At 74.4% G+C, this 12143-nt stretch carries 13 protein-coding genes and 1 tRNA gene; 4 read left to right on the forward strand and 10 right to left on the reverse strand.

What is annotated here, in order from left to right; translation table 11 throughout:
• Positions 1–13: 13 nt before the first annotated feature.
• The 6 genes from rplJ to LG274_RS05305 all read right to left on the reverse strand — a co-directional run bounded on the left by rplJ (position 14) and on the right by LG274_RS05305 (position 3644).
• Complete coding sequence (rplJ, locus tag LG274_RS05280; protein WP_298987145.1) at positions 14–535, reverse strand: 50S ribosomal protein L10; 522 nt, start codon at positions 533–535, stop codon at positions 14–16.
• 335 nt (positions 536–870) lie between these two features.
• Positions 871–1578 (reverse strand): 50S ribosomal protein L1, encoded by a 708-nt coding sequence (gene rplA, locus LG274_RS05285; protein WP_298711736.1) that lies wholly within the window; start codon positions 1576–1578, stop codon positions 871–873.
• Between the two features lie 82 nt (positions 1579–1660).
• A complete protein-coding gene (gene rplK / locus LG274_RS05290; protein ID WP_248116049.1) occupies positions 1661–2092 on the reverse strand; it encodes a 50S ribosomal protein L11 in 432 nt (143 codons plus the stop codon).
• Positions 2093–2225: 133 nt separating this feature from the next.
• Positions 2226–3131, reverse strand: a complete 906-nt coding sequence (nusG, locus tag LG274_RS05295; protein WP_404465827.1) for a transcription termination/antitermination protein NusG — start codon at positions 3129–3131, stop codon at positions 2226–2228.
• Between the two features lie 110 nt (positions 3132–3241).
• The gene (gene secE, locus LG274_RS05300; RefSeq protein ID WP_298711869.1) at positions 3242–3493 is read right to left on the reverse strand and encodes a preprotein translocase subunit SecE; all 252 of its coding nucleotides are present in this window, start codon (positions 3491–3493) and stop codon (positions 3242–3244) included.
• Positions 3494–3571: 78 nt separating this feature from the next.
• Positions 3572–3644: transfer RNA gene (locus tag LG274_RS05305), tRNA-Trp, on the reverse strand.
• 178 nt (positions 3645–3822) lie between these two features.
• On the opposite strand from LG274_RS05305, the gene LG274_RS05310 reads away from it, so the two are divergent.
• On the forward strand, positions 3823–5031 hold the full coding sequence (locus tag LG274_RS05310; protein WP_298711742.1) for a pyridoxal phosphate-dependent aminotransferase: 1209 nt from the start codon (positions 3823–3825) through the stop codon (positions 5029–5031).
• Positions 5032–5121: 90 nt separating this feature from the next.
• Here LG274_RS05310 and LG274_RS05315 read toward each other — a convergent pair whose 3' ends face one another.
• A complete protein-coding gene (locus tag LG274_RS05315) occupies positions 5122–5808 on the reverse strand; it encodes a response regulator transcription factor (RefSeq protein ID WP_248116056.1) in 687 nt (228 codons plus the stop codon).
• Positions 5805–7103: a PspC domain-containing protein gene (locus LG274_RS05320; RefSeq protein ID WP_404465830.1), complete on the reverse strand. Its 1299-nt coding sequence runs from the start codon at positions 7101–7103 to the stop codon at positions 5805–5807. The genes LG274_RS05315 and LG274_RS05320 overlap by 4 nt, the downstream gene beginning before the upstream one ends.
• Positions 7104–7199: 96 nt before the next feature.
• Between LG274_RS05320 and LG274_RS05325 the strand changes: the two genes are divergently transcribed.
• From LG274_RS05325 to LG274_RS05335, 3 genes are all read left to right on the forward strand, one after another.
• On the forward strand, positions 7200–8261 hold the full coding sequence (locus LG274_RS05325) for a PspC domain-containing protein (protein WP_404465832.1): 1062 nt from the start codon (positions 7200–7202) through the stop codon (positions 8259–8261).
• A 175-nt stretch (positions 8262–8436) separates the two neighbouring features.
• On the forward strand, positions 8437–9468 hold the full coding sequence (locus LG274_RS05330) for a 6-phosphofructokinase (protein ID WP_404465834.1): 1032 nt from the start codon (positions 8437–8439) through the stop codon (positions 9466–9468).
• Positions 9469–9472: 4 nt separating this feature from the next.
• Positions 9473–10207 (forward strand): hypothetical protein, encoded by a 735-nt coding sequence (locus LG274_RS05335; RefSeq protein WP_404465836.1) that lies wholly within the window; start codon positions 9473–9475, stop codon positions 10205–10207.
• Positions 10208–10267: 60 nt separating this feature from the next.
• Here the strand turns inward: LG274_RS05335 and LG274_RS05340 are convergent, their stop codons facing one another.
• Together LG274_RS05340 and LG274_RS05345 are read right to left on the reverse strand one after the other, a co-directional pair.
• Positions 10268–11449, reverse strand: a complete 1182-nt coding sequence (locus LG274_RS05340) for a YgfZ/GcvT domain-containing protein (RefSeq protein ID WP_404466011.1) — start codon at positions 11447–11449, stop codon at positions 10268–10270.
• Between the two features lie 2 nt (positions 11450–11451).
• On the reverse strand, positions 11452–12123 hold the full coding sequence (locus tag LG274_RS05345; RefSeq protein ID WP_248116066.1) for an FABP family protein: 672 nt from the start codon (positions 12121–12123) through the stop codon (positions 11452–11454).
• Positions 12124–12143: the final 20 nt, after the last annotated feature.

Consider the following 12143-nt stretch of genomic DNA (forward strand, 5'->3'; position numbering starts at 1 on the left):
CGGGGTGGACTGCTCAGGCAGCCTGGTCCTGCTGGGCTCGCAGCGCCTCGACCGTGCGGGCGGTCTTGGAGAGCGGAGCCTGGAACAGGGCGGCAGCCTTGGACATGCTGCCCTTCATCGCGCCGGCGAACTTCGCCAGCAGCACCTCGCGGGACTCGAGGTCCGCGAGCTGCTTGATGCCGGCCTCGTCCAGGGGCTGGCCATCCATGAAGCCGCCCTTGAGGACGAGCTTCTCGTGATCCTTGGCAAAGTCACGCAGGGCCTTCGCGACGTTGACCGGGTCTCCGGTCACGAACGCGATCGCGGTGGGACCGGCGAGGTGGGCCTCGAGGCCCTCCATGCCGGCTTCCTTGGCCGCGATCTCGGCCAGCGTGTTCTTCGCCACGGCGTAGGTCGCATCCTGACGGATGGAGTCACGGAGCTGCTTGAGCTCGGACACCGTCAGGCCACGGTATTCCGTCAGAACAGCGGCGTTGGACTCACGGAACAGGTCCGTGAGCTCCGCCACCGCCGACTCCTTCGCGGACGTCGCCATGGCACTCCTCTCGATGATCGTGGGGACCGCCTGAGCCCCGGACAACGAGAAACGCCCCGTGCGGGTGCACGGGGCGTGGCGACACGGGACGGGTCGGGCCTGACGGCCGTCGTCCTGGGACGGAGCTCTGCTGCACCTGCGCGGGCCGCCTCCGTTGCGGAGGTCCTTCGGTGATGGCGGCATGCCGACATCACGACCGGCGGTCTTCGGTCCGTCAAGACTACACGGCCCCTCCCCCGGCCACAAGTCGGCGGCCCTGGGGGACGACGACGGCCGGCCGCCCGTGAGGGCAACCGGCCGTCGTCGTGTGCGGACCCGCGGGCCCGCCCCCGGGATCAGGCCTGCTCGAACTCGACCGTGGTCACGTTCGGGTCCATCTGGACGCCGGGGCCGAAGGTGGTGGCCACGGTCGCCTTGGAGATGTAGCGGCCCTTCGAGGAGGACGGCTTCAGGCGGAGGATCTCCTCCAGGGCGGCGGCGTAGTTCTCCACGAGGGCCTTCTCCTCGAAGGAGGTGCGGCCGATGATGAAGTGGAGGTTGGCGTGCTTGTCGACGCGGAAGTCGATCTTGCCGCCCTTGATGTCGGACACGGCCTTGGCCACGTCCGGGGTCACGGTGCCGGTCTTGGGGTTCGGCATCAGGTTGCGGGGGCCGAGGACCTTGCCGAGGCGGCCGACCTTGCCCATGAGCTCCGGGGAGGCCACGGCGGCGTCGAAGTCCACCCAGCCCTCGGAGATCTTGGCGATCAGGTCGTCGTCGCCGACGACGTCGGCGCCGGCGGCGCGGGCGGCCTCGGCGCGCTCACCGGTGGCGAACACGACGACGCGGGCGGTCTTGCCGGTGCCGTGGGGCAGGCTCACGGAGCCGCGGACCATCTGGTCGGCCTTGCGGGGGTCGACGGACAGGCGGAGGGCGACCTCCACCGTGGCGTCGGACGTGGAGGGGTTGGTCTCCTTGGCGAGGGCGATCGCCTTGGCGGGAGCGTAGATCTCCTCGCCGATCGCGGCCTTGGCCGCCTTGTATGCCTTGCTGCGCTGTGCCATCTGCGTGCTTCTCCTTGTGCAGTCGTGGTCTGTCGGGCCGCGCTCGGCCCTGCCACTGAGGGGGTGATGAGGGGGGAGGGCGTCAGCCCTCGACGGTGATGCCCATCGAACGGGCGGTGCCCGCGATGATCTTGGCGGCGGCCTTCACGTCGTTGGCGTTCAGGTCCTCCATCTTGGTGGTGGCGATCTCCTCGCACTGGGCCTGGGTCAGCTTGCCGACCTTGTCCGTGTGCGGGGTGGAGGAGCCCTTCTGGACGCCCGCGGCCTTCTTGATGAGCTCGGCGGCCGGCGGGGTCTTGGTGATGAACGTGAACGAGCGGTCCTCGTACACGGTGATCTCCACCGGCACCACGTTGCCGCGCTGCGACTCGGTGGCGGCGTTGTAGGCCTTGCAGAACTCCATGATGTTCACGCCGTGCTGGCCCAGGGCGGGGCCGATGGGCGGAGCCGGGTTGGCGGCGCCGGCCTGGATCTGAAGCTTGATCAGACCGGAGACCTTCTTCTTGGGAGCCATGAGTGGATCCTTCTCTCACTTCGGGGACCCACGGCGCAGGAGCGCACCGTGGGAGTGTGGCCGCCGTGGCGCGGCGGCCGGTGCCGCCCCCGGGCCGGCAGGCGGCCGGCTCGGGGCGGAAGCGGGGGTGTCCTCAGATGACCTTGGTCACCTGGCTGAAGGACAGGGTCACGGGGGTCTCGCGCTCGAAGATCGAGACGAGGACCACCAGCTGCTGGGACTCCGGCTTGATCTCGGAGATCGTCGCCGGGAGGGTCTCGAACGGGCCGTCATCGACGGTCACGGACTCGCCCACCTCGAAGTCCACGTGGACGGCGGGGGCGGTGGAGGGGAGGTCGGACGCCGGGACGGCCAGGCCGGCCTTCTCCGCGGCGCGCGTGGCCTCCTGGATCACGGACGGGGCCAGCATGTCGTAGACCTCGGTGAGGGTCAGCGGCTGCGGGGCGTGCGCGTCGTTGCCCACGAACCCGGTGACGCCGGGGGTGTGGCGCACGACGCCCCATGAGGCGTCGTCGAGGTCCATGCGGACGAGGACGTAGCCCGGGATGCGCACGCGCGAGACGATCTTGCGCGTGGTGTTCTTGATCTCCACGACCTCCTCCATGGGGACCTCGATCTCGTAGATCGCGTCCTCCATGTCCTGGGTCTGGATGCGCGTCTCGAGGTTGGTCTTCACGCGCTTCTCGTAGCCGGCGTAGGTGTGCACCACGTACCAGTCGCCGGGCTGGCGGCGCAGGCGGGTGCGCAGCTCCTCGGCGGGGTCGACGACGGGCTCCTCCTCGGCAGGGGCGGCGTCCTCAGCGGGAGCGGTCTCCGCGGCCTGGGCGTCGGCGTCCTCCGTGGGGGCGGCCTCGACGTCGACGTCGGCGGCGGAATCGGCGGCCAGGTCGGCCTCCTGCACGGTGGCCTCGTCGCCGTCGGCGGCCTCGCCCGGCACGGCCTCGTCCGTCTCGGGCTCGACGACGCCCTCTGCGGCGGCGGTCTCCTCGACGGAGACGGAGTCCTCGGGGGACTGACGATCCATTTCCTGCTCGGACACGGCTTCCTGCTTTCTGCTGACGGGGGTCGGACGACCCTCCACTGACGGGGGGCCTTGGCGTGCGGGCGTGTGGACGCCTCCTGCGCCGCGGGGCCCGGCTCGCGGTCCGCTCAGCGGCCGCCCGTGCCGAACGTCAGACCCGCCAGGGTGCCGAACAGCCAGTCCAGGCCCATCACCAGGAGGATCATGATCGCCACGAAGGCGAGCACCACTGCGGTCATGCGCAGCAGCTCCTCGCTCGTGGGGGTGACCACCTTGCGGAGCTCGTCCACCACCTGGCGCAGGAACAGGGCGATCCGCGCGAAGAGCCCACGGCGCTGCCTGTCCGGCGCCGGGGTGGAGCCCCCGCCGTTCGCCGACAACTCAGTCACGTGGCCTCACTCAATCGGATCGCCGAAGCACTTGCACGCCTGTGCCGGGCACTTCAGCCCGGCACCGAGCAGGGCAGACAGGACTCGAACCTGCAACCTGCGGTTTTGGAGACCGCTGCGCTACCAATTGCGCCACTACCCTAGGTGTCCGCCTGCCGACTCCCGGGCGCTCACCCAGGACCGTCATCGCGGTACCGAGCGTTCAGAATACGCCATGCCGGGCCGGGAGTCGAACCGGGGCGGCGCACTCACTACGCTGACGTGCGGAGGCGTGCCCTCCGCACGTCGCTCCCGCCCTCGAACCGCCGAAGAAGGTCCCCATGGCTTCCCCCGCACGCCGCGTGTCCACCCGCCTCGCCGCCATCGCCCCGTCCGCCACCCTCGTCGTCGACGCGCGGGCCAAGGAGCTCAAGGCCGCGGGCCGCCCCGTGATCGGCTTCGGCGCGGGCGAGCCCGACTTCCCCACACCGGGCTACATCGTCGACGCGGCCGTCGCCGCCGCGCAGGACCCGAAGAACCACCGCTACTCCCCCGCCGCCGGCCTGCCCGAGCTGCGCGAGGCGATCGCGGCCAAGACCCTGCGGGACTCCGGCCTCGCCGTGGAGGCCTCCCAGGTGCTCGTGACGAACGGCGGCAAGCAGGCCGTCTACAACACGTTCGCCGCCCTGCTGGACCCGCAGGACGAGGTCCTCGTCCCCGCGCCGTACTGGACCACCTACCCGGAGGCCATCCGCCTGGCCGGCGGCGTGCCGGTGGACGTGTTCGCGGGCCCCGAGGCGGGCTACAAGGTCACCGTGGAGCAGCTCGAGGCCGCCGTCACGGACCGCACCAAGGTGCTCCTCTTCGTCTCGCCCTCCAACCCGACCGGCGCGGTCTACTCCCCCGAGGAGACGAAGGCCATCGGCGAGTGGGCCCTCGAGCGGGGCCTGTGGGTCGTCACCGACGAGATCTATGAGCACCTCACCTACGACGGCGTGCCCTTCACCTCGATCGTCGCGGCCGTCCCGGGCCTGGCGGAGCAGGCCGTGGTCGTCAACGGCGTCGCGAAGACCTACGCGATGACCGGCTGGCGCGTCGGATGGATGGTCGGCCCGGTGGACGTCATCAAGGCGGCCACGAACCTGCAGTCGCACGCCACCTCCAACGTGGCCAACGTGTCCCAGCGCGCGGCCCTCGCCGCCGTCGCGGGGCCGCTGGACGCCGTCGAGGAGATGACGACGGCCTTCGACCGCCGCCGGACGGCCATGGTCGCGGCCATGAACGCCGTGCCCGGCTTCCACTGCCCCACGCCGGAGGGTGCCTTCTACGCGTACGTGGACGTCCGTGAGGCGCTCGGGAAGACGTACCGCGGAGGCGTCACCCCCACGACGTCGGCCGAGCTCGCCGCGTTCATCCTCGATGAGGCCGAGGTCGCCGTCGTGCCCGGCGAGGCCTTCGGCCCCTCGGGCTACCTGCGCCTGTCCTACGCGCTGGGCGACGACGACCTGGCCGAGGGAGTCGAGCGCATCCGCGCACTGCTCTCCGAGTGATCGCGGTCCTCGCCGGCCGCGAGTGCGTCGCGGCCGGCCGCAGACCTGCGAGCCCCGCGCCGCCCGGCGCGGGGCTCGCCCGCATCCGGCTCAGGCGTATCCGCGGCGCGCGGCCCAGCGCGTGAGCTCGTGGCGGTTGGAGAGCTGGAGCTTGCGCAGCACGGAGGACACGTGGCTCTCCACCGTGCGGTCCGAGATGAACAGCTCGGCGCCGGCCTCCCGGTACGTGTAGCCCCGGGCCACGAGGCGCATGACGTCCCGCTCGCGGGAGGAGAGGCGGTCGAGGTCCTCGTCCCGGGCCGGCTCCCCGGCCTCCGGTGCCGGCGCCGACGGCGACGGCGGGCTCCCGCGGAACGCGTCGAGGACGAATCCGGCGAGGCGCGGCGAGAACACGGCGTCGCCGCCGGCCACCCGCGCGGCCGCCTCCGTGACGTCGGCCCCCGAGGCGGTCTTCGTGATGTAGCCGCGGGCCCCGGCGCGGATCACGGCGACCACGTCCTCCGCGGCATCGGACACGGACAGCGCCAGGAAGCGCGTGCCCGGCCGCCGCTCCAGCACGCGCGCGGCCACTTCGGCCCCGCCGCCGCCCGCTCCGCCGGGCAGGTGCACGTCGAGGAGCACGACGTCGGGCTCCCGCTCGAGGACCTCGCGGACGGCGGCGTCGACGTCCCCGGCCTCGCCCACGATCTCGACCCGCGCCGGATCCAGGTCGGCGCGCAGTCCGGCGCGGAAGATCGCGTGGTCGTCCACGATCACGGCCGTGAGCGGGATGGTCATGCGGTCTCCTCCCGCGGATCGGTCGGGTGGGCGGGCTCGGGAAGGGCCAGGTGCACCTCGGTGCCGCCCGGCCCGGAGCGGAGACGGGCCGACCCTCCTGCCCGGCGCATGCGGCCCAGGATCGACTCGCGCACGCCCATCCGGTCGGCGGGGACCTCGTCGAGGTCGAAGCCCGCCCCGCGGTCACGCACGAAGACCTCCGCGAGCCGCGGTGCGCCGTCGTCGTCGGTCACCTCGGCGAAGACCTGGACGTCCCCCGCGTGGCGCGCGGCGTTGAGGACGGCCTCCCGGGCGGCGGCCACGAGCGGCTCGAGCCAGGCCCCGGAGGCCTCGCCGACCGCGACCACCTCCACGCGGCGGCCGTGGGCGTCCTCGACCTCGGCCGCCGTCTCCTCGAGCCGTTCGCGCAGGGTCCCGCCGAGCCGGGCCGCCTCGGGGAAGAGGAACCGGCGCAGCTCGCGCTCCTGGGCGCGGGCCACCCGGGCGACCGTCTCCGGGTCCTCGGCGCGCCGCTGGATCAGCGCCAGGGACTGCAGCACCGAGTCGTGCAGGTGCGCCGCGATCTCGGCGCGCTCGGCGTGGACCGCGAGCGCCGTGCGCTCCTCGTCCCGGCGGCGCTGCCACGCCAGCAGGTAGGGCATGGCCACCAGGGCCGCCCCGGCCAGCATGGCGACGGCGACCACCAGTCCCAGCCACAGCTCGCCCGAGCCGACGGCGCCCACGGCGAGGGCCAGCACGGCGAGGAGCACGAGCCCCGATCCGAGGGCGAGGCGCACGAGGCGGCCGCCGCGCTCCCCGCGCCCGCCCCGGCCGAGGTCCAGCTGCATCCACGCGAGCCCGAGGCCGATCACGAGCACCGCCACGGGGCCCACGAGCGCCCAGTCCACGTCCACGCCCAGCCCGTCGGCCGCCACGATCCCGCCGACGCCGAGCAGGACCGCGGCGAGCAGCAGCGGCCAGCCGCCCTCCCGGACGCGCTCGGCCACCTCGGGCAGGCGTGCGGCGAGCGTGGGGGCCGGGCCGGCCGCGCCGTCTGCCGCGGGGGTGCCGGGCGCGTCCTCCGGCATGAGCAGCCAGAGCCAGGCGTAGAGCGCCGCCCCGGCGCCGCCGGCCAGGGTGAGCAGCACGAACCCCCAGCGCACCGCCGCGGTGGAGAGGCCCAGGTGCCGGGCGACGCCGGCGGCGACCCCGGCCACCGGCCGGTCGGCGCCATGCCGGGCCAGCGGAGGGCGCGCGGGCAAGGCCGGACGCACGGGACCCGTCGGTGTCGGCGCGGTGGGGACGGCGGGGCTCATGGCTCCATCCTGCCCGTCCCGTGCACGGGGCACATCCGGGACCGGATCCGGGACATCCCGGATGTGCCCGGGGCGGCGGCGGACCACGATGGAGGCATGAGCACCGCCCACGGATCCTGGCCCCCCTCCCCCGCCGACGTCCAGGACGACGCCGGCGCACTCCCCTCCTGGCTGCGCCGCGCGATCGAGTCGTGGGGCGTCCGCCGCGACGACTCCTCCTGGGTGGCCGGCGTCCTCGGCGGCGTCGCCCGCCGCTACGGGATCGACCCCCTGCTGGCCCGCGGCGCGTTCGTGGCCCTGTGCGTCGTGTCCGCCGGGCTGGGCCTGCTGGCCTACGCGGCCGCCTGGGCCGTGCTCCCGGACGCGCAGGGGCGGGTGCAGTACGGCCGCCTGCGCCGCGGCGAGTGGACCGACGCGACCGTGGCGATCGCCGTGATCGGCGGCATCGGCGCCCTCAACGTCCTCGTGGGCGCGGGGTTCACCCTGCTCGCACCGGCCGTCGGCGGGCCGGGCTCGCTGCTCGGCCTCGCCGCCGTCGCGGTGCTGGTCTGGTGGCTCGTGACGCGGTGGGACGCCGACGCGCAGCAGCGCGTCACCCCCACGGCGACGCCGGAGCGCGGGCGCGTGCACAGCGAGCCCGCCTGGTATGCGCGGCGCCGAGAGACCTCGGCGGCGCCCGCCTCCGCTGACGAGCACGGCTTCCACGCGGACTGGATCGACCCGGACACCGGCGCGTGGCGAGAGCAGACGCACTCCCGCGAGCACCGCGCGGCCGCCCGACTGGCCGAGGAGCAGGCGCGCACCGTCGCCCCCGCATTCCGGGCCCCCGGGCGCAGGCCGATGCGGGCGAAGGACGGGTCCCACGGACCCGGCGGCAAGCCCGTCCTCGGACGCGGCGCGCAGGCGGTCACCTACCTCCTGGCGGCGGGAGCCGCCCTGACGGTCCTGCTGTCCATGCTCCTGGGGAACGCGGTGCCGAGCGCGACGCTGCTCCCCGTGCCACCCACCTCGGCCGCCCTGGCCGTCATCGTCGTCGCGATGACCGTCGGCCTGCTGCGGGGCCGCCGCCCCGGCACGCTCGCCCCGGTGAGCGGGGTCCTCGTGGGCGTCACCGCCGTGCAGATGGCCGCCCACCTCCTCTTCGCCCCCCTCACGTGAGCCAGGCGTCCACGATCCCCGCCGAGCGCGCGCTCTCGGGGCCTGACATCCGACGAGGGCGCACCGGCGCGCCGCACTCCGAGTGGGGCCCGACGGGCGGCCGTCCCCTGACGGCCGCCCTCCGGCATGCCTAGGGTGAGGGGGACCCCGGCAGAACACCCTCGAGAGGACCCCCATGCGCGTCGGAATGCTCACCTCCGGAGGCGACTGCCCCGGCCTCAACGCCGTCATCCGGGCGGCCGTCCTGCACGGCATCAAGACCTACGACATGGAGATGGTGGGCATCCGGGACGGGTGGGCCGGCCTCATCCGCAAGGACGTCGAGGAGCTGCCCCGCACGCGGGTCCGCGGCCTCGCGAAGCAGGGCGGCACCATCATCGGCACGTCCCGCACGCACCCGTACGACGCCGACGGCGGCGGCCCGGAGAACATGCTGCGCAGCATGCGCGAGCTGGGCCTGGACGCCGTGATCGCGATCGGCGGCGAGGGCACCCTGGCCGGCGCCAACCGCCTCGCCCAGGACGGCCTGCCGATCATCGGCGTCCCGAAGACCATCGACAACGACCTCCAGGGCACCGACTACACGTTCGGCTTCGACACGGCCGTGCAGATCGCCACGGACGCGATGGACCGCCTGCGCACCACCGGCGAGTCCCACCACCGCTGCATGGTGGCCGAGGTCATGGGCCGCCATGTCGGGTGGATCGCCCTGCACTCCGGCATGGCCGCCGGCGCCCATGCGATCCTCATCCCCGAGGTCCGCACGCCCATGGAGCAGGTGGCCGAATGGGTCACGCAGGTGCACGAGAAGGGCCGTTCGCCGCTCGTCGTCGTCGCGGAGGGCTTCATCCCCGAGGGCCAGGACGACCCGCTGGCGGACGCCGGTGTGGAGGCCTCCGGGCGCCCCCGCCTCGGCGGCATCGGCGAGTGGGTCACGCGCGAGATCGAGAGCATGACCGGCATCGAGACCCGCAGCACCGTGCTCGGGCACATCCAGCGCGGCGGCGCCCCGACGGCCACGGACCGCGTGCTCTCCACGCGCTTCGGCATGGGCGCCGTGGACCTCGCGGCGCAGCGGCGCTGGGGTCAGATGGTGGCGGCGAACGGGACGGAGATCATCTCCATCCCCATGAGTGCGGCGCTCAAGGGTCTCAAGTCCGTCCCGCGCTCCCGGTACGACGAGGCCGCCGTCCTCTTCGGCCGCTGATCCCGTGAGCGAGCTCCCCCGCCTGGACGACCACGTCCTCGGCCTCGTCCGCTGGGCGTGGTGCCGCGAGCTCGGCCTGCCGGAGGGATCGCTGGACGACCCGTCCGACGGCTCCCGTCTCGAGGTGGCGGGGCCCGCGGACGCGGTGGTCGTGCTGCAGCTGGCCGGCGCCACGGCGCTGCGGGCTCCTGCGGACGTGCTCGGCGCGGCGCGGGACCTCCCGGACGAGGTGCTGGCCCTCGAGTCCACCCTGCTGCGGCTCACGGCGCGGCACGCCCCGCGCTCGCTCGGCGAGGCCGACCTCCTCTACGCGGCCGAGGCGCCGGAGATCAGCCCCTCCTCCTCGGTGGCGGTCTCCGATGCCCCCGAGCACGCGGCGCGGCTCACGGCCCTGTGCCCCGCCGACGACGTCCACGCGGCGGACCTGGGCCCAGCACCACTGACCCTCGTGCCCGACGACGGCCACGGGGAGGCGCTGGGCGACCCCCTCGCCGGGGCGGGGCACACGGTGTGGCAGGGGCTGCTCGCCCGGATGGGGATCCTCACGGTCCCGGAGCACCGCGTCCGCGGACTCGGGACCTACGCCGCGGCCGTCGCGGCCGAGCGGGCCTTCCTGGACGGCCTCGTGCCCGAGGCGCGCGTGCGCACGCAGGACCGGGCGGGCCAGGCGATCGCCATGGCCCTGGGGTTCGCGCGGGCGGGGTCCCTCACGCGGATCGAGCTGACAGCCGGGCGCTGACCGCTCAGGGGCGGCCTGACGGGCGGCGGGCCACCGCGCCGGACGGGACGAGAGTCCCGGTCAGCCCAGGCGCCCGAGCCCCGGGGGACGGCCCACGACCTGGCCGGCGTCGGGCGAGACGAGCGGCTCCTGCGCGGCGGCGATCCACTCCGCGGCCACGTCGTCCTCCGCACCGCGGACGAGCAGCTCCGCGTCCACGGGGACGGCCCGCTTCAGCACGGCCAGCGCGATCGGCCCGGCCTCGTGGTGGAGCGCGGAACCGGTGACGGACCCGACGGGACGGGCCGTCGCCCGGCCCTCGGGGGTGTCCGGGGACGGGCGCACGATCACGGGCGCGCCGTGGGGCGGGAGCGCATGGGAGGACCCGTCCAGCAGCAGCTGCGTGAGGCGGCGGGGAGGACGGCCGAGGTTGTGGACCCGTGCCACGGTCTCCTGCCCCCGGTAGCAGCCCTTGGCCAGGTGCACGGCGGTGCGCAGCAGGTCGAGCTCGTGCGGCAGGGCCCGCGTGTCCGCGTCCAGGGCGGGACGGGGGCGCCCGGCGGCGAGCCGCAGGGCCTCCGCGGCGGAGACGCCGGCCAGGCTCCAGCCCTTCAGCTCCCCCTCACCGAGGTGCGCGGCGGTCTCCGCGAGGTCGGCGCGGGTCACGAGGTACTCGCGCCAGCTCCAGTCCGCGCCGGGGTGACACGCCGGGTCCGGCTCCGCCGAGTACGCCCAGCCGCCCTCGGCGACGGCGGGCCACGGGTCCAGCCACACGGTGCGGTCCTCCCAGCCGGGCACGGGCGCCATGGACCCCACGACGGCGACCGCGCCGGAGTGGTCGCGGATCCGCACGTCGTGGGAGAAGCGCATGGCGGTCAGCCACGCGATGAGGTCCTCGGAGCGCGAGCGGTCCACGATGAGCCACGCGGCGGCACCGTCCTCGAGGAGATGCGCGGCGTGCTCGATGCGGCCCTGCGGATCGAGCAGGAGCGTCTCGGTGCTCGTGCCCGGGGCGAGGGACTCGACGTGCTGGCTGCCCAGGGTGTGCAGCCACGCGAGACGGTCCGGGCCCGTGAGGGAGAGGACGGCGCGGTGGGAGAGGTCCACGAGGGCCCGGCCGCGGGCCAGGGCGCGCTGCTCCGGCAGGGGACGGCCGTAGTGGGCGGCGACGCCCTCCTCCAGGCCCTCCCCCTCCACGGCGCCGGCCGCTGGGCCGGGGCTCGCGGAGGCGGCGAGGCTCAGGATCGGGCTGCGCCCGGGCATGGTCATGCGGGGCGGTCCGAACCGGAGCAGCGGGGGCGCTCCGCGCCGGGGGCGAGGCGGCCCTCAGCGGGGCTGGGCATGCGGTCCAGGATCGCGGAGGCGTGGACCTCCAGCTCCCCCTCCGCCGTCGCCGCGGCGTCCCAACGCCAGAACAGCTGGCCGTTGACGAGGCCCGCGATGCGCGTGGCGCGCTCATACGGACCGGCCGCAGAGCCGCGCAGCACGGCGTCCGTGACGAGCTGCAGCTGCGGGCCCTTGATGCGGCCGTAGTAGAGCTCGGAGAGGGAGCCGGGGTGCGTGATGGTGGCGGTGATGCCGAACGAGCCGCCCTCGCTGCGCAGGGACTCGACGTCCTCGGCGGAGCGGTAGGCGGGGACGATGTCCGCGGGCACCATGCCCGGGCCCACGTCGCCGTCCCGGCGGGGGCGGTCCACCTGCCAGAAGCCGGTCTCCACGGTGAGGGGGCGCAACAGGGTGCCGTCCTCCTCGCACAGCCAGGACTCCGCGCGGTACTCCACGAAGGGCTGGCCGTGCTCGGTGAAGTCCACGCGCTGGTAGAAGATCTCCGTGCCGTCGGCGCCGTCGCCCAGGCGGCCCTGGCCCTCCCAGCTGCCGATCAGCCAGGAGAGCGGGGCGAGCTCGGGGGTGAGGTCGAAGGGGAGTTCAGTGGCCATGAGTCGTCACGGCGCGGCCC

It is taken from the genome of Micrococcus antarcticus, assembly GCF_044872765.1.
GTDB lineage: Bacteria > Actinomycetota > Actinomycetes > Actinomycetales > Micrococcaceae > Micrococcus.

Bases quoted from the DNA above. Each gene is read 5' to 3' on its own strand.
- LG274_RS05310 (WP_298711742.1), top strand. From the start codon at position 3,823: ATGGCTTCCCCCGCACGCCGCGTGTCCACCCGCCTCGCCGCCATCGCC.
- LG274_RS05320 (WP_404465830.1), bottom strand. From the start codon at position 7,103: ATGAGCCCCGCCGTCCCCACCGCGCCGACACCGACGGGTCCCGTGCGT.
- rplK (WP_248116049.1), bottom strand. From the start codon at position 2,092: ATGGCTCCCAAGAAGAAGGTCTCCGGTCTGATCAAGCTTCAGATCCAG.
- LG274_RS05330 (WP_404465834.1), top strand. From the start codon at position 8,437: ATGCGCGTCGGAATGCTCACCTCCGGAGGCGACTGCCCCGGCCTCAAC.
- rplA (WP_298711736.1), bottom strand. From the start codon at position 1,578: ATGGCACAGCGCAGCAAGGCATACAAGGCGGCCAAGGCCGCGATCGGC.
- LG274_RS05345 (WP_248116066.1), bottom strand. From the start codon at position 12,123: ATGGCCACTGAACTCCCCTTCGACCTCACCCCCGAGCTCGCCCCGCTC.
- LG274_RS05315 (WP_248116056.1), bottom strand. From the start codon at position 5,808: ATGACCATCCCGCTCACGGCCGTGATCGTGGACGACCACGCGATCTTC.
- rplJ (WP_298987145.1), bottom strand. From the start codon at position 535: ATGGCGACGTCCGCGAAGGAGTCGGCGGTGGCGGAGCTCACGGACCTG.
- LG274_RS05340 (WP_404466011.1), bottom strand. From the start codon at position 11,449: ATGCCCGGGCGCAGCCCGATCCTGAGCCTCGCCGCCTCCGCGAGCCCC.
- LG274_RS05325 (WP_404465832.1), top strand. From the start codon at position 7,200: ATGAGCACCGCCCACGGATCCTGGCCCCCCTCCCCCGCCGACGTCCAG.